This window comes from Achromobacter sp. NPDC058515 (genome assembly GCF_042721735.1).
Classification (GTDB): domain Bacteria; phylum Pseudomonadota; class Gammaproteobacteria; order Burkholderiales; family Burkholderiaceae_B; genus Achromobacter.
The window spans coordinates 51,803-66,806 of record NZ_JBHXNI010000003.1 but is presented as its reverse complement, the minus strand read 5'-3'; the positions used below and the strand labels follow the sequence as shown (position 1 = coordinate 66,806).

Annotated in this window: 12 protein-coding genes; 2 read left to right on the top strand and 10 right to left on the bottom strand. The window is 66.4% G+C overall.

Translation table 11 applies throughout. The features are described 5' to 3' along the window. Window positions 1–16: 16 nt before the first annotated feature. The 7 genes from ACFWP0_RS06405 to ACFWP0_RS06375 all read right to left on the bottom strand — a co-directional run bounded on the left by ACFWP0_RS06405 (window position 17) and on the right by ACFWP0_RS06375 (window position 8,826). Window positions 17–1,516, bottom strand: coding sequence for a PLP-dependent aminotransferase family protein (locus ACFWP0_RS06405; protein WP_377840569.1), 1,500 nt, complete (start codon window positions 1,514–1,516; stop codon window positions 17–19). Between the two features lie 76 nt (window positions 1,517–1,592). After that, window positions 1,593–3,986 (bottom strand): TonB-dependent siderophore receptor, encoded by a 2,394-nt coding sequence (locus ACFWP0_RS06400; protein WP_377841175.1) that lies wholly within the window; start codon window positions 3,984–3,986, stop codon window positions 1,593–1,595. Window positions 3,987–4,160: 174 nt separating this feature from the next. Beyond that, on the bottom strand, window positions 4,161–5,159 hold the full coding sequence (locus ACFWP0_RS06395) for a FecR family protein (protein ID WP_377840567.1): 999 nt from the start codon (window positions 5,157–5,159) through the stop codon (window positions 4,161–4,163). Next, window positions 5,156–5,710: a sigma-70 family RNA polymerase sigma factor gene (locus ACFWP0_RS06390; protein ID WP_377841173.1), complete on the bottom strand. Its 555-nt coding sequence runs from the start codon at window positions 5,708–5,710 to the stop codon at window positions 5,156–5,158. Before ACFWP0_RS06390 ends, ACFWP0_RS06395 begins: the two co-directional genes overlap by 4 nt. A gap of 132 nt (window positions 5,711–5,842) precedes the next feature. Then, the gene (locus ACFWP0_RS06385) at window positions 5,843–6,619 is read right to left on the bottom strand and encodes an SDR family oxidoreductase (protein WP_377840566.1); all 777 of its coding nucleotides are present in this window, start codon (window positions 6,617–6,619) and stop codon (window positions 5,843–5,845) included. 64 nt (window positions 6,620–6,683) lie between these two features. Beyond that, on the bottom strand, window positions 6,684–7,598 hold the full coding sequence (locus ACFWP0_RS06380; RefSeq protein WP_377841172.1) for a 3-keto-5-aminohexanoate cleavage protein: 915 nt from the start codon (window positions 7,596–7,598) through the stop codon (window positions 6,684–6,686). Window positions 7,599–7,608: 10 nt separating this feature from the next. Further along, window positions 7,609–8,826 carry an ABC transporter substrate-binding protein gene (locus tag ACFWP0_RS06375; RefSeq protein ID WP_377841170.1) on the bottom strand — a complete coding sequence of 406 codons (1,218 nt, stop codon included), beginning with the start codon at window positions 8,824–8,826 and terminating at the stop codon, window positions 7,609–7,611. 147 nt (window positions 8,827–8,973) lie between these two features. On the opposite strand from ACFWP0_RS06375, the gene ACFWP0_RS06370 reads away from it, so the two are divergent. Continuing rightward, window positions 8,974–9,744: a Crp/Fnr family transcriptional regulator gene (locus ACFWP0_RS06370; protein ID WP_377840564.1), complete on the top strand. Its 771-nt coding sequence runs from the start codon at window positions 8,974–8,976 to the stop codon at window positions 9,742–9,744. A gap of 49 nt (window positions 9,745–9,793) precedes the next feature. Here ACFWP0_RS06370 and ACFWP0_RS06365 read toward each other — a convergent pair whose 3' ends face one another. The 3 genes from ACFWP0_RS06365 to ACFWP0_RS06355 form a co-directional block, all read right to left on the bottom strand. Next, a complete protein-coding gene (locus ACFWP0_RS06365) occupies window positions 9,794–10,885 on the bottom strand; it encodes a BamA/TamA family outer membrane protein (RefSeq protein ID WP_377841169.1) in 1,092 nt (363 codons plus the stop codon). Window positions 10,886–11,509: 624 nt separating this feature from the next. Continuing rightward, window positions 11,510–12,919, bottom strand: a complete 1,410-nt coding sequence (locus tag ACFWP0_RS06360; protein ID WP_377840562.1) for an amidase family protein — start codon at window positions 12,917–12,919, stop codon at window positions 11,510–11,512. Between the two features lie 26 nt (window positions 12,920–12,945). After that, on the bottom strand, window positions 12,946–13,932 hold the full coding sequence (locus ACFWP0_RS06355; protein ID WP_377840560.1) for a Bug family tripartite tricarboxylate transporter substrate binding protein: 987 nt from the start codon (window positions 13,930–13,932) through the stop codon (window positions 12,946–12,948). A gap of 121 nt (window positions 13,933–14,053) precedes the next feature. On the opposite strand from ACFWP0_RS06355, the gene ACFWP0_RS06350 reads away from it, so the two are divergent. Then, on the top strand, window positions 14,054–14,989 hold the full coding sequence (locus ACFWP0_RS06350) for a LysR substrate-binding domain-containing protein (protein ID WP_377840559.1): 936 nt from the start codon (window positions 14,054–14,056) through the stop codon (window positions 14,987–14,989). Window positions 14,990–15,004: the final 15 nt, after the last annotated feature.

Genomic DNA, 15,004 nt, shown 5'->3' with positions numbered 1-15,004 from the left:
CCAGGGGCCCCGCCCGCTAGCGCTTTCTCAGGGCCTTGCCCAGGCGCAGCACGGCGGCCTCTATCTCATGCTCGGTGAGCGAGGCATAGCCCAGCAGCCAGCCCTGCATCCTGTCCGCGCCGGCGTACAGGCGACTGATGCCGGGCAACACCAAGCCGGCCGCCGCCGCCTGGCGGATGGTCAGCTCCTCCGACCATCCGGGCTCCAGCAGGCACGGAACCTGTAGCCCGCCCGCCGGCCTGACCGCGGTCGCGATGCCTGCAAGATGCCTGCCGATCGAATCGAGCATGGCCTCCTTGCGCGCGGCGTACAGCTTGCGCATGGCGCGGACGTGGGCGTTGTAGTGCCCGTCTTCCATGTAGCGGGCCAGCGTCAGCTGCAGAATCTGCGGAGTGTGCCCGTCCATGATGCTGCGCGCGCGGGAAAACGCGCTGACCAGTTCACGCGGCAAGGCCATGTACCCCATCCTGAGGCCGGGATAGAGCGTCTTGCTAAAGGTGCCGAGATACAGGGTTCGCCGATACCGGTCCACGCCCTGCACGCACGCCGTCGGCAGTCCGTCATGGTGGAACTCGCTGTCATAGTCGTCTTCGATGATCCACCTGCCGTTCTCGTCGGCCCAGCGCGTCAGCTCCAGTCTGCGCTCCAGCGACAGGGTCACCCCGGTGGGATACTGATGCGAGGGCGTCACGTAGACGCAGTGGGCGCCGCTGCGGTCCGCCCGCAGCAGGTCGGTGCGTATCCCGTCCGCGTCGACGTCGATCGGCACGACCCGGGCCTCCGCGGATTCAAACGCCTTCCTGGCGCCGAAGTACCCCGGATTCTCCATCAGGATGGGCTTGCCGGCGTCCACCAGTAATTGCGCGCACAGGAACAGGGCCTGCCGGGTGCTGCTCAGCACCAGGATCTGCTCGGCCGACACCTTGGCGCCGCGCTCCAGGTTCAGATAGGCGGCAATCGCCTTGCGCAGCGGCTCTGCGCCCTGCGGGTCGCCATGCAACAGCACATTGGCGCGGTAGTCCTTCATCGCCTGGCGCTGCAGGCGCTCCCAGACATCGGTCGGGAAGGTTCGCGTTTCCGGCAGGCCGGTGGCAAACGCCTTGACCGCCTGCTGGTCGGCGACGCCGCCGCTGTCGTATATCATCCGGCCGCGCCGGCTCAGGCCCGACCCAGGCTCCGCCGCACCGGGGCCGGCGTCCTGCGGCTTCATGCGCCTGCGCCCGGCGCCTCGCAACTCGGCGCCGACCGTCTCGGACACGTAGCTGCCCGAGCCCTCGCGCCGCGCGATATAGCCATCGCGATGCAGCTGCACATAGGCGTTCTCGACGGTGTCGCGGGCAACGCCCAACGATAGCGCCAGGCCGCGGGTGGCGGGCAGCCTCACTCCCGGGCCAAGCGCTCCATCCAGGATCAGGGCGCGCAGCGCGCGCTGTATGCGCCGGTGCAGGTCCAACAAGCGGAACTCGGCATCGCCCATCCGCATCTTCAACGTCTCAAGTTCGAATGTCTTTGCCATGCGGTCTGCCCTGGATATGAAATATGGCCTGATCAAGCAGGCCATATTATCCACGGCGCCGGCATTCCTGCGGCGGTCAGAACTCCGTCGACACCGACAGCAGCACCGTCAGCGGCGCGCCGACCGTCAGCCCTTCGCGCGCGGCGGATTGCCAATAGTTCTTGTTGAACACGTTCTCGACCATTGCGCGGACCACGACGGGCTTGCCGTTGGCATTGAACGCATAGCGCGCCCCCACGTCGAAGCGGGTCCAGCCGGGAATCTCCTGCGTATTGCCGACGTCCACAATCTGCGAACTGGTGCGCAGCATCCGCGCGGTCAGCGTCAGGCCCGGCAGGAAGGTCGTGTCCCACTCCGCCGCCGCATTGAACTGAAAGCGCGGAACGGCCGGCGCCCGGTTGCCGTCGTTGACGCCGCCCTCCGTGCGGGTCAGGCGCGCATCGGTGTAGGCCACGCCGCCCAAGAGCCGCACGCCGCGGGCGGCCTCGCCCTGCACCAGGAATTCCAGCCCGCGGTTGCGCTGCTGCCCGTCCGCCACGTATCGCTGCGTGTCCGGGTCCAGATAGCTGCTGGGACGGTCGATCTGAAAGGCGCTGACCGTCGTGGCGAACTCGCCGAAGTCATACTTGACGCCCACCTCGAACTGCTTGGATATTTCCGGGGCGAATACCTCCCCCGCATTGGCGGAGCCTTCCGGCGCCGTGCCGCCCTGGCTCAGGCCCTCGATATAGTTCCCGTACAGCGACAGGCGCTCGGTGGGCCGGACGGTCAGCGCGAAGGCCGGCGTAATCGCGGACTCGTCATATTCCGACGACCGCCGTCCGGTGGCGGCGTCGAAGTTGGCGGACTCTATCCGCTGGTGCCGCAAGCCCGCGATGAGCTGCACCCGGTCCTGCGCCAGCGAAATCGTGTCGGCCAGGGCGATGCTATAGAGCCGGGTCTCGCTGGTCCTGGGCAGATCGTCCGGGCGCGCGATATCCGGCTTGGCCAGGTCGGCGGGGCGGTAAATATTGGAGAACACCGTGCTGGAGCGGATGCGGGCCGACGAGTAGTCGATATCCAGCACGCTCGCGCTCAGCGCGGGCTCGTGCTTGAGCGGACCCGTCTGCAAGCGCCCCCGCACCCCGACCTCGCCCGTCTTGCTGGTAAGCGATTCGTCCAGGCGAGCCGGCACCGCGCCGATATTTCCTGCGTCGTCCAGCATGAGCCAGCTCGTCTGCAGACTTTCGAAGTCATGCTTGCGCGCGCCTACGGCGCCGTACACGGTCCAATCCGGCGTCACGTCGTACTCGGCGCGCAGCGCTCCCGACCATTCCTTCGTCTTCCAGTAGGTCCACGACGGAAAGAAATTCCTCCGCGCATCCGGCGCCGCGCCGATCTCCACGCCGGCGGGAGGCGCAAACAGCAGGCCGCTGCGGGCATCGGTGCTGCGGTTCTGGTAGTTGATGTCGCCTTCGATGCGAAAGCGCTCGCTCTGGTAGTCCAGGCCCAGGGCCACCGCGCCAAGGTCCTCCCTGGCGCCATCCATGGGCAGGTCGCCGCCGCTGCCGGCCACGTTGAGGCGCACGCCGAATTCCTGGCTGTCGCCATAGCGGCGCGCCAGGTCGGCATGCGCGCCGAACTGGCTGTCGCCGATGTAGGACACCGTGAAACGGTTCAGCGGATCGGGGCCCGCGCGCTTGGGCACGAGATTGATCGAGCCGCCCACCGAGCCATAAGGCGCCATGCCGTTCAGCAAGGCATTGGGGCCCCGCAGCACTTCCACCCGCTCCACGCCGATCAGCGAGCTGGAATTGCGCGGGGATACGCCATACAGGCCGTTGAATGACACGTCGTAGTTAAAGAGCGTAAAGCCCCGGATGTTGAACTCGTCGCGGCCCGCTCCGCGCGAATACGTGTTGCGCACCGAGGGATCGTTGACCAGCACGTCCCCGATGTTCTGCGCCTGCTGGTCCTCGATGAGCCTGGACGTGTACTGCGTCGCGCTGAACGGCGTGTTCATGTCGTCGCGATTGCCCAAGAGTCCCAGACGGCCGCCGCGCGCCACCTGGCCGCCCGGATACGCGGGCGGCAGGCCGCTGGACAGTGCGCTGCCGGTGACGGTCACCGACTCCAGCATGGCGGCTTCGGCGCCTGGCGCCACGCTCAGGCGATATTGATTCGGCGCCTCGCGCGTGGCGCGCAGCCCCGTGCCGGCCAGGGCCTGGCCCAGCGCATCGTGGCTGGAGTAGCGGCCGCGCACCCCGTTGCTGTGGCGGTCGGCCACCAGCGCAGGCGTCGCCGCCAGCAAGATCCCCGACTCATTGGCAAGCCGCGCCAGCACCTGGTTCAGCGGCGCCGGCGGGATGTCGAAGGACAGCAGCTCGGACGCCAGGCCGGACCCGGCCGGCGCGTTCTGCGCCTGGGCCGCCGGCCCCCATGCCGCCGACACGGCCACGGCCAGCGCCAGGGGCAAGCCCCACGCCCGCATTCGGCCGCGCGCGAAGGTCAAAGGGCGCGCAGGGAGGGCGGCGGACGCCGTGGCGGCGGTGGGAAGGCGATGGGACATGACGGACCTGTGCTCTCGTTCAAGAAAATTAAGGGGCTCTCACTATCCTTAATCGAACGAGGCGGCGATATGCGGAACCGCCGCAGGCAATATTTCTCAGCCGCGCGGCTCCAGGGCCAGCCACCAGGGCAGCGTGCGCCGCACCCGGATCGGCAGCACCGACGCCAGCATGTCCAGCGCGCGCCCCGTGTCATCGATCGGGTAGCTGCCGAACACGCGCAGGCGTTCCAGCTCGGGCGCAATGCCCAGGTGGCCAAAGTGATAGCGGCGCAGCTCCTCAACCACCTCGGCCAGGGGCATGTCGTCCGCCACCAGCACGCCGCGCGTCCAGGCTTCCCGCGCCGGGTCCGCCGGCATGGGCGCATCGAGCGCATCCGCGGTAAAGCGCGCCTGCCGGTCCGCCTGCACGATTCCTGTGGCGCCGGAAGCCGCCGTATCGACACGGACCGCCCCCTCATGGACGGCAACCAGGACGCCGCCCTCTTCCTGGCGCACGGTAAAGCGCGTGCCCAGCGCCCGCAGCCGGCCCTGCGCGGTATCGACCACGAAGGGCCGCAAGGGGTCCGAGGCGGTGTCAATGAGCAGTTCGCCCGTTGCCAGCTGCACCCGGCGCAGCCTGTCGCCGTAGTCGACATTGAGCGCGCTCAATGCCCTGAGCCAGACATCGGTGCCGTCGGGCAGCGCGATCCTGCGCGTTTCGCCGACGCCCGCGCGATGGTCCGCGCCCCAGGTCGACGCCATGGCCGGCAACGGCGTCTGGCGCCAGGCGGTCCACCCCAGGCAGGCCGTTCCCAGCATCCCGGCCAGGCCCAGCAGCAATTGGCGGCGCCGGCGCGGCGCCACGCTCGCGGCCTGGCGAAACGCCGAGACGGCGGCGTCCCGGTCCGGACTGGACGCAAGCGGCGCGAACCTGCGGCCGATGCGCTCGACATAGCTCCAGGCCTGCCGATGCTCGGCCGCCCGGTCAATCCATTGTTGCCACTGCAGGCGCTCGGCAGCCGACGCCTCGCCGGTGCGCAGCAACGCATACCATTCGGCCGCCTGCTCCATGACCCGATGGGAAGGCGCTTGCCCCGGCGTATCGGCGACCGTCATCGCGCGGCCTTGCCGGCCGCCAGCGGGGGACTGCCGGGCTCCCCGGGCAGGCCGGCGGCCAGCCGCGCTTCGAGCTTCATGCAGCACAGCATGGCCTGGGCGACGTACTTGCGCACCATGCGGGACGACACGTTCAGGACGCCGGCCACTTCCTTGTCCGTCATTTCGCAGGCCACCGCCATGACGAAGGCATGAGCCGCCTTGGGCGGCAGTTCGCGCAGCATCGCGTCGATCTCGCCCAGCGCCTCAAGCACCATGGCCTGCTGTTCGGCGGACGAGGCGGTGGGCTCCGGCTGCGCCGCCAGGGCATCCAGCCAGGCCTGCTCCAGATTGCGGCGACGCCATAGGTCGACGCACATGCCATTGGCCATCTTGCGCAGGTAGCTGCGGGCCTGCTGCGCGTTGTCGAAACGGCACGGGCGCGTCAACAGGCGCACGAAAGCGTCATGCGCCAGGTCCGCCGCATCCGCCGCATTGCCCAGTCGCCAATTCACCCACCCCAGCAACCAGCTGTGATGGTTGCCATAGAGGCGCTCGAAGTCCTGGGACAAACATTCCGATCCGCTCACGATCCCGCCTGCTCGCGACATCCCCTTCGCACAACCTGTAATGCGAACGGTTATCAATTAACGATGAAGCGCAGATTATGGACCGGGGCCCGGCGGTTTGGCAACCTGGTCAGTTCACCCCAGATGCTCCACGTTGCCGCAGACCGAAATGCTCTGGCCGCTGATCATCGCGCCTTCGTCCGAACACAGGAAAGCGACCTGATTGGCCACATCCTCGGGGCTGGTCATGCGGCGCAAGGAGACTTTCTCCACGAGCTGATCGCGCATCTCGTCATTGCTGACGCCGCCGGCCGCGGCGCGGGCGGCAATCACGCGTTCGACCCGGTCGCCCGACACGACGCCCGGCAAGACGGAATTGACCCGGATGCCGCAGGGCCCCAGCTCCATGGCCCAGGTTTGCGTCAGGCCGGCCAGTCCGAATTTGCTGGCGCTATAGGGCGAGCGCAGAGAAAATCCCAGGCGGCCCGCCACGGACGAGATATTGACGATGGAACCGCCTCCGGCGGCCCGCAGCAGCGGCACCGCGCTGCGCGAACACAGGAAGGCTCCGGTCAGGTTGACGTCCAGGGTGTTCTGCCATGCCGCAAGCGTCGTGTCCTCGAGCCGGCTCGTCGGCCCGGACACGCCGGCGTTGTTGACGAGCGCATCAAGCTGCCCCCATTTCCTGGCCAGGTCCTCGAACATGGCCAGGACCTGGACTTCATCGGAGACGTCCGTCGCGCTTGCGCTCAGGGACGGGTGCATATCCCTGGCGATCTGGCAGGCTTGCGCATTCACATCGCAGATATGCACATCGGCGCCCGAGGCCAGGAATTTTCGCGCGATCGCCAGGCCTATGCCGTGCGCGCCCGCCGTGACCAGGACTCGCTTTCCCTTCAAAGATTCGCTCATGTCGTTTCGCCGGTGAATGAATAAGTGCTGGCGCGGCTTGTCGCCGCGCCGGCGGAATCCCGCGTCAGAGCGCGAACTCGGGGCGTATGCCGCTTTGCAGCGGCAAGCCGAGAATCTCGCGGGCCTCCTGCGCCGTCGCGGGTTCCATGTCCATTTCCCGGATGATGCGCACGATGCGCTCGGTCAGCTGGACGTTGGTGGCCAGTTCCCCGTGGCGGTAGTACAGGTTGTCTTCCAGACCGACCCGCGCATGGCCGCCCAGCAGCAGCGCGCTGATGTTGGCCTCAAGCTGCGACGGGCCGATGCCGCTGACGCAGAAAATACTGTTCTTCGGCAGCAGGTCCACCATCATCTGCAGATGGCGCGGCGAGAACGGCATGGCGTTCTGGAAATTCCGATGCACGTTCATGACCAGGTTGATGAAATGGGGCCCTTCGTCCAGGCCCTCGTTGATCAGCGTCGTCGCATCCTGCAGGATGTGCGTCGGGCTGAACACCTCCCACTCGGGCTTGATGCCCCGCGCCTTCATGCCGGCCGCCAGCTCGCGCGCCCTGCTCAATGGCGTGTTCATCAGGTATTCGCGGTCGCCGAACGCAAGGTTCAAGGTCGTCGCGTCCAGGGTGCACATCTCGGCGCCGGCATCCATGCCCTTGATCCGCTCCTCCCACAGGATCTCCCAGGTTCCGGGAGACGTCTCCTTCACCATGTCGCCATGCACTCCGCCGCCCGTCGAGTTGTTCAGCACGATGTCGCAGCGCTCGCGGATGAGCTGGTTCATCCGGCGATAGACCGAGGCGTCGCAGGTGGCAAGATCGTCCGGGCGGCGCGCATGCAGGGCCACCACGCTGGCGCCGGCGTTGTAGCAGCGGTAGACGTCCTCGGCGATTTCGGCGGGCTGGGTCGGCAGGTTCGCGTTCTGGCTTTTCAATGCCATGCCCCCGGTCGGGGCAATGGTCACGATCACTTTGCGTTTGGCCATCATGGTTCTCCTAGGATTTCCAGAGCGCGCAGCGGCTCTCAGCCTGCTTGGTAAAGGCCTCATTGCCATCGATGGCCTGCAGCACGGTGAAATAGTCCCAGGGCTCCTTGGACTGTTCCGGCGTCTTCACCTGCAACAAATACATATCGTGCACGACGCGGCCGTCCGGGCGGACGACGCCGTCCTTGATGTACATGTCGTTCAGCTTGTTTTCGCGCAGATGGGCAAGCACCCGGTCGGCGTCGTCCGTGCCGGTGGCCTTGACCGCGCGCAGATACTGCAGCGCCGCCGAATAGTCCGCGGCCTGGAGCGACGAGGGCATGGCCTGGCGCCGGTCAAAGAACTTCCGGCCCCAGGAGCGGGTCTCGTCCGACGCGTTCCAATACCAGCTGTCGGTCAGGTACATGCCCTGCGCCGCCGGCAGTCCCATGGCGTGGATATCGTTGATGAACATGATCATCCCGGCCAGCCGCATGGTCTTGGTGATGCCGAACTCGTTGGCCGCCTTGATCGCGTTCGTCGCATCCGCCCCGGCGTTCGCCAGGGCCAGGATGTCCGCCTTGCTGCCTTGCGCCTGCAGCAGGAACGAGGAGAAGTCGCTGGACGCCAGGGGATGCTTGACCGAGCCCACGACGGTGCCGCCGCCCGCCTTGACCACCGTGGTGGTATCGGCCTGCAGCGCGTTGCCGAAGGCGTAATCGGCCGTCAGGAAGTACCAGCTCTTTCCGCCCGCCTTGACGACCGCCGCGCCCGTGCCGCGCGCCTGCGCCACCGTGTCGTAGGCGTAGTTCAAGGTATAGGGCGTGCATTGCTCGTTGGTCAGCGCGGGCGCCCCCGCGCCCACCACGATGAAGGGCTTCTTCTTGTCCGCGGCCACCTTGGACATGGCGAGCGCCGTGCTGGAATTCGTGCCGCCTATCAGCATGTCCAGGCCGCGCTGGTCGAACCACTCGCGCGCCTTGGCCGAGGCAATGTCCGCCTTGTTCTGGTGGTCCGCCGTCAACAGCTCGATCTTCTTGCCGTTGATCTCGCCGCCCATTTCCTCGATCGCCATCTTGATGGCTTCCGCGCCCCCGGGGCCATCCGGGCCCGAGTAGACGCCGGACATGTCGGTGATGAAGCCGATTCGAATGACATCATCCGAAATCTGCGCGTGGGCGGCATTGGCGCCCAGCAGCGCGACGGCCATGCCGCAGGCTGTGGCGGTGGCGGACATCATGCGTGGCATTGACAACATACCGGTCTCCTCTTATGGTTTTTGACCCGAAGGGCGTCAACCATTCTGCGACCGGGCTGTCGTGCGGACAGTCATCATGTTGACAAAGAATCCTAGGGTTTACCTGAGCAGGATCCCAAAGCGAAACAGGGGGGAAGTATGCGCGGACTGCCTGCCGATACCGGCCACGCCTCGTCAAGCGCGAAGCGGCGGCTCGCGCAGTGCCCGGTGGACAAGATGCTCGATGTGGTGCCCTGGTACAAAGGCTTGCCCGAACTTGAACGCAACGTGGTCCGCGCCGAGCTGCGCACCGTGTCGCTGGCCGCCGGCGAGTATCTGTTTCGCGAGGGCTCGCGGTCGCCGGGCTGGTATGGGGTGGTGGAAGGCCTGGTGAAGTGGTCGTCCCGCGGCGCCGACGGCAAGTCCCTGTCGCTGGCCGGCTTCAGCACCGGAAGCTGGTTCGGCGAAGCCACCATGATCCGCCGCGAGCGATTTGAATACGAAGTGGTGGCCTTGCGGCCGAGCCGGGTCGTGATATTGCCGCGCGATACCTGCGAGCGCCTGTGGAACAACAATATCGAATTCACCAAGGCGCTGATGACCCATCTGGCCCAGCGGGTGAACTGGCTGATGGGCTGCTATACCGGCAACGTGCTGCTCGACGTCGATACCACCGTGGCCCGCGCCGTCGCGGCGCAGCTCGACGCCGAGCTGCATTCGGGCACCAATGGGCGCCTGAAGATATCCCAGGAAGAGATCGCCGGCCTGTGCGGCGTTTCGCGGCAGCGCTGCAACACGGCATTGACGCGCCTGGCGCGCGCGGGCGTACTGCGAACGCACTACGGCGGACTGACGGTTCTGGATATGGACGGGTTGTACCGGCATGCCAAGATCAGCCGCAAGCCCGGAGCAGACCAGGGTCCGGGATGAAGGAGATTCGGCGCTGAGCGGACCCGGCGCCGCAGCGCCGTTGTGCCGCCTAGCGCCATGCGCTCCCCACCTGAATGTAGAAGGCGTTCTGGTCCTTGCTGTGCGCGACGTCGATACCGACCGTCAGCCCCAGCTTTCTGGCGATCAGGTAGCGAAAGCCCGTGCCAACGCTCACGACATTATCCGCCTCGCCAAACGACCTCCAGCGCCCATAGGCCTTGCCGACGCCTGTAAAGCCGAGCACCGACCAGCGCGGCGTGAGATTCCACCGCAATTCCATTTCCGTGGCTAGCGCGGTCCGGTCCTGGTAGCGCCCGCGCGACACGCCGCGCAGGTCGACATACGGCTGCGCATAGAACGGCACCGATCCGCTGGTGGTCTGCCCGTCCAGGCGCAGGCCAAGCGTCCATTTCGGGTTCAGCGGCAACCAGGTGTAGCCGCGCGCCCGGTAGGACTCGAAGGATTTCGACCCGCCCAGCCAGCCACGAGCGAATTGAGCTTCCAACTCCGCGTAGCTGCCCTTGGTCGGGTAGAACATATTGTCGCGGTTGTCGTAGTCGACGACGAGTCCCAGCTTTCCGACGCTGAGTTGCTGATCCTTGATGCCCAGTTCCGTGGCGCCGGCGCCGGTAAAGGTCGTATCCGACTTGAAATAGGTATAGCGCGGCCCCACGTACCAGCGCGAATCGCCGACTTTGGCGAGCAGCTGCTGAACCAGGAATGTTCCCTTCAGCTCATAGCTGCGGCCCTGGTTGAGCAGGCCGTAGTAGTCCAGATTCATCCGGCCCTGCGCCAATGCGCCTATGTACCGGTAACGGTCCTGGTCCCAGGTATGAAAGTGGAACAGCCCCGCGCCGCGCGAACCGTTCTCCGTCCCCATGACGCCCGCGCCTGTGATATTCGGGGGAGTCAAGGGACCGCCCGCCTCCTTGGACTTTTGTCCGGCTTCCGCCAGCGATTCGGAAAAGTACAGCAGCATCAGGCCGCCACCGTAGCCCACCGCGGGTTCGGTAATGATCATCGGCACCGGCAGCACGCCCTTGCGGTGCAGAAGAAAGTCGCTCATGTCGAAAGCGCCATCCTCCGGGTCGGTGAACGAGCCTGGCTGCGCCCGGACTTCCGCCATGCCCATTGCCGCCATGGCGATCAATGCGCCCGCAAGCCGGCCTATTCCAAGACTTCGGATGAACATGCCGCGTTGTTCCTGTTGAAATCCCGGATTGGAATGCGACAGGGCAGCGCCAGCTTACGGCCGCTTCCCGTCAAGGCAACTTCCTGCCGTGCGCCTGGCCCGCGAATGCCGGGTCAGCCGCTCAGGCGCACCACGCCGACGCTAAGCGGCCGGAAACGTTCTGGGAAAAACAGGAAGGAGATGGCGATGAGCGGGAGGACTCGGCCATGGAAGGCGGTTTGAATCCAGGGAGACACATGCGGGCCCCGTGTTGCACGAGGGCCTATCGCAATGACCATGACCGCGCTTTGCCATTGAATACCATCCAGTAGATTGCCCGCCGGCGCATTCATTCACCGGCAAGCTGCTTGATGAAACGTTGCGCATTGCGCGCACGCTGAATAGAGCATCACTTGAACAGGTAGTACGCATTGCAAAAAAGCCATGGGAAGTTTGCCGTAATTCCGGGATTTCTCCAAACGAAACATCCACCGCGAACCAGCCGAGCGCATGACTTAAAGCCGCGCTCGCGACTCGCATCGGCATGAGCCATCACGTCTACACGTCAAGGCCATCACGAATGCGCCGGCGGCATCAGAAGGAAAGCCTCTCCAGGACATTCCACGAAGCGCGCGCCTCGATAGCCTCGCCCGCCGCAAGGCAAAGGTCTTCCCTGAACCGTCCCGCAGCCACCTGCACGCCCATGGGCACGCCGTCCGACAGGCCGACCGGCACCGACAGGCCCGGCAGGCCCAGGATCGCGGTCGAGATCAGCGGACTCTGGGCGCGGATCATTCTCCCCATGGCCTCGTCGCCTTGCTGATCCTCGTCGACCAGGAACGGCCGTTCGAACGACACCGGCATGAGCAGAACGGGGAAGCGATCAAAGAACACGCTCCACTCGCGCAGGATCGTCGTGCGCATCGCCATCGCCTCGATGAAGCCGTCCTTGTCCAGGATCGACGTATGCGCCAGCATGCTCTGGTACGCACGCTGGATCGCCCGGTCCCCGACACGCTCGATCTCGCGCTGCATGGATCCGGAGGACTCGTTCATCAGAACGTTGAGCCACAGGTCGGCCGCCTCGTCGAACCGGGGCGGCGTCGCGTCTTCGACGATGTATCCGGCGTCTTCCAGCCAGGCAGCCGACCGCTCCAGCGCATCCAGCACCGCTGGGTCGGCCCGGAAAGCCGCGGTGCCGCGAAACAGCGCAACGCGCCGGCTTTCGCCAGGCTGCCGCAACTCAAGCGGCGCCGGCACCCACCACGGATCGCGAGCATCGCCGGACGACATCGCGGCCAGTCCCAGCCGCAGGTCAGCGATGGTTCGGCCCAGGGGACCCTGGGTTGCAGCCATCTGCGACGCAACCGGGCGCTCGGACCGCTGGCTGGCGTTGAATGCCGGCACCCGGCCTTGCGACGGCCTCAGCCCCGCGACGCCGCAAGCGTAGGCCGGGTATCGGATCGACCCGCCCTGGTCGCTGCCGTGCGCAAGGGCGCCGATGCCCAGGGCGGCGGCGACGGCCGCGCCGCCGCTGGATCCGCCGGGCGTGCGCGCGGCGTCGAACGGATTGACGGTGCGCCCGTGCAGATCGTTGTCGGTGAACCAGCGCCAGGAAAACGCCGGAACGTTCGTGCGGCCGATAACCACCGCGCCGGCCTTCACCCAGTTGTCGACGGCCGGATTGCTCTCCTGGGCGACGACGTCGCGATACGCGACGACGCCGTTGGTCGTTGCCGATCCGGCAAGATCGGCGTTGGCCTTGATCGTCACGGGCACGCCATGAAGCATCCCGAGTTCCTTCTTGTCGCGGACGGCGGCGTCGGCGGCATCGGCCGAGCCGAGGGCCTGGCCGGCATGGATTTCGGAAAGCGGATTGAAGGCGGGATTGACTTGCTCCGCACGCGCCAGGCAGCTCTGCACCGCCTCCCGGCTTGACACATCCCCGGCCCGGATGGCCTGGGCAAGGTCAAGGGCGCTCCAGCGCCAGAGTTCGTTCGTCATGGTGGCTCCGAATTCTATGGACGTGGTCAGTCGGCCGACGCGCCGGAGCGCTTCACCATCGCTCCCCAACGCGGAATCTCGGTCGCGATGAGGCTGGAAAACTCCTCCGGCGTGGACGGCGTCGCGTCAACCGACAGCGTCGCGTTGAGCTGTAGGACCGCGGGGTCCCGCAGGGCCTTCGCCACGGCGGCATTGAGCTTGTCGATGATGGGCCTGGGCGTGCCCGCGGGCGCGACGATTCCTCCCCAGGACACCACATCGAATCCCTTCAAGCCGGACTCATCGACGGTCGGCACGTCCGGCAGGACGGGCACGCGCGCAGCGCTGGTCGCTCCCAGCACCTTGACCTGGCCCGAGCGGATGAAGGGCAGCACGCCGGCGACGTTGTCGATCATGACATCGAGCTGCCCGCCGGCGATGTCGACGACCGCTTGCTGGCCGCTCTTGTAGGGAACGTGCAGCATGGAGGTGCCGGTCTCGCTCTTGAGCATTTCACCTGCCAGGTGGGCGCTCGAGCCCACGCCGAGCGAGCCCACGCTGACCTTGCCCGGATTTTTCCTGGCGTAGGCGATCAGCTCCTGGACGTTGTTTGCCGGGAGATCGTTGCGGGCGATGAGCACCAGCGCGTTGCTGATGGCGAGGCTGACAGGCGAGAGGCTGCGCTGAGGGTCATAAGGCAGCTTCGGATACATGCTCTTGTTGATCGCCAGGGTCACCAGGTTGCCGAAACCGATCGTGTAGCCGTCCGGCGCCGAGGTGGCCAGCAGCTGGGTGCCGACGATGCCTCCCGCGCCTCCCCGGTTGTCGACGACCACCGGCTGGCCCAGTTCGCGCCCGAGCGCTTCGGCGATCGGACGCAACACCACGTCGGGGCCGGAACCCGCGACATACGGCACGATGAGTTTGATTGGCCGCTCGGGCCATTCGGCCTGGGCCGCGCCGGCGCTTGCTGCCGCGAGCAGCGCAAAACACAGCGTAACGGCCCGGCGGGCACGACCTGAAAAAATCAGCATGAGCTTTCTCCTGAAGCGCTGCACGGAACCAGACTTGGGATCGCACGTCATCTTGTCGTCGTGAAGCTTAAAGATCGCCTGCGCTACATGTAAGGCTATATTTTTGTTAAGGTGACAATCCTTGGTTGTCACTATCGAGGTGCGCGTGAAAGACCATCATCTTCGGGCCTGGTTGAAAGTGGCCGAACTTCGCAGCATCAGGGCAGCCGCGCGTAGCCTGCACCTGAGTCAGGCCGCGGTGACGAAGGCCATCAAGGAACTGGAAACCGAACTCGACGCGCCGCTGCTTACGCGCAGCGCCAGGGGCATCGCGGTCACCGAATGCGGCGATCGCCTGACGGTGCGCGCCCGGCTCGCCCAAGCGCAGCTCACGCTTGCGCGCCAGGACATCCGCCAGCTTCTCGGCGGCGCCCAGGCGCGGGTGGCGGTAGGCGTGACCCCCATGGTGATGCTGAGCGTGCTGCCCGACGTGCTGAGCGATTTCAGGCAAAGCATGCCCGCCGCCAAGGTCAAGGTCTCGGAGGGCCTGCTCGCGGCGGTCCAGCCCGCGCTTCGCAACGGCGCGCTGGATTTCGCGCTGGCGTCCCGCATGATGGCGGCAAGCGCGGGCGAGCACGAATTCGAGTTCGAACCGCTGCGGCCGCTCGAATTCATGATTGCCTGCCGGCGTGGCCATCCATTGGAAGGCGCCACGCGCTGGGAAGACATCCGCGGCTGCGAATGGCTGCTCAACGTATCGGGAGGCAGCCACACCGAGGCCTTTCTGGACGGCCTGCGGGCACAGGGCTTGCAAGAGCCCGGCCGCGTCATCGACTGCGATACGTTCGGCGTGATGTGGAACCTGATGACCCGAAGCGACGCATTGATCATCTGTCCCGCCGGCATGCTCAACGTCCGGCCGTACGGCGGCGAAGCAACGCGGATTCGAGCGGAGGTTCCGATGCCGGTCGCGAGCATCGGCATCATGACGCTTAGGGGGACCCCGCTGTCGCTCGCCGCGGCAACCATGGCGGATTTTTTCAGGCAGCGCGTGGCGCGCGCGGCATTGGCCGGGTAATCGCCGGCCTGGGCG

Bases quoted from the DNA above. Each gene is read 5' to 3' on its own strand.
- ACFWP0_RS06395 (WP_377840567.1), bottom strand. From the start codon at position 5,159: ATGACGGTCGCCGATACGCCGGGGCAAGCGCCTTCCCATCGGGTCATG.
- ACFWP0_RS06355 (WP_377840560.1), bottom strand. From the start codon at position 13,932: ATGCTGATTTTTTCAGGTCGTGCCCGCCGGGCCGTTACGCTGTGTTTT.
- ACFWP0_RS06375 (WP_377841170.1), bottom strand. From the start codon at position 8,826: ATGCCACGCATGATGTCCGCCACCGCCACAGCCTGCGGCATGGCCGTC.
- ACFWP0_RS06380 (WP_377841172.1), bottom strand. From the start codon at position 7,598: ATGGCCAAACGCAAAGTGATCGTGACCATTGCCCCGACCGGGGGCATG.
- ACFWP0_RS06360 (WP_377840562.1), bottom strand. From the start codon at position 12,919: ATGACGAACGAACTCTGGCGCTGGAGCGCCCTTGACCTTGCCCAGGCC.
- ACFWP0_RS06405 (WP_377840569.1), bottom strand. From the start codon at position 1,516: ATGGCAAAGACATTCGAACTTGAGACGTTGAAGATGCGGATGGGCGAT.
- ACFWP0_RS06385 (WP_377840566.1), bottom strand. From the start codon at position 6,619: ATGAGCGAATCTTTGAAGGGAAAGCGAGTCCTGGTCACGGCGGGCGCG.
- ACFWP0_RS06370 (WP_377840564.1), top strand. From the start codon at position 8,974: ATGCGCGGACTGCCTGCCGATACCGGCCACGCCTCGTCAAGCGCGAAG.
- ACFWP0_RS06400 (WP_377841175.1), bottom strand. From the start codon at position 3,986: ATGCGGGCGTGGGGCTTGCCCCTGGCGCTGGCCGTGGCCGTGTCGGCG.
- ACFWP0_RS06365 (WP_377841169.1), bottom strand. From the start codon at position 10,885: ATGGCGGCAATGGGCATGGCGGAAGTCCGGGCGCAGCCAGGCTCGTTC.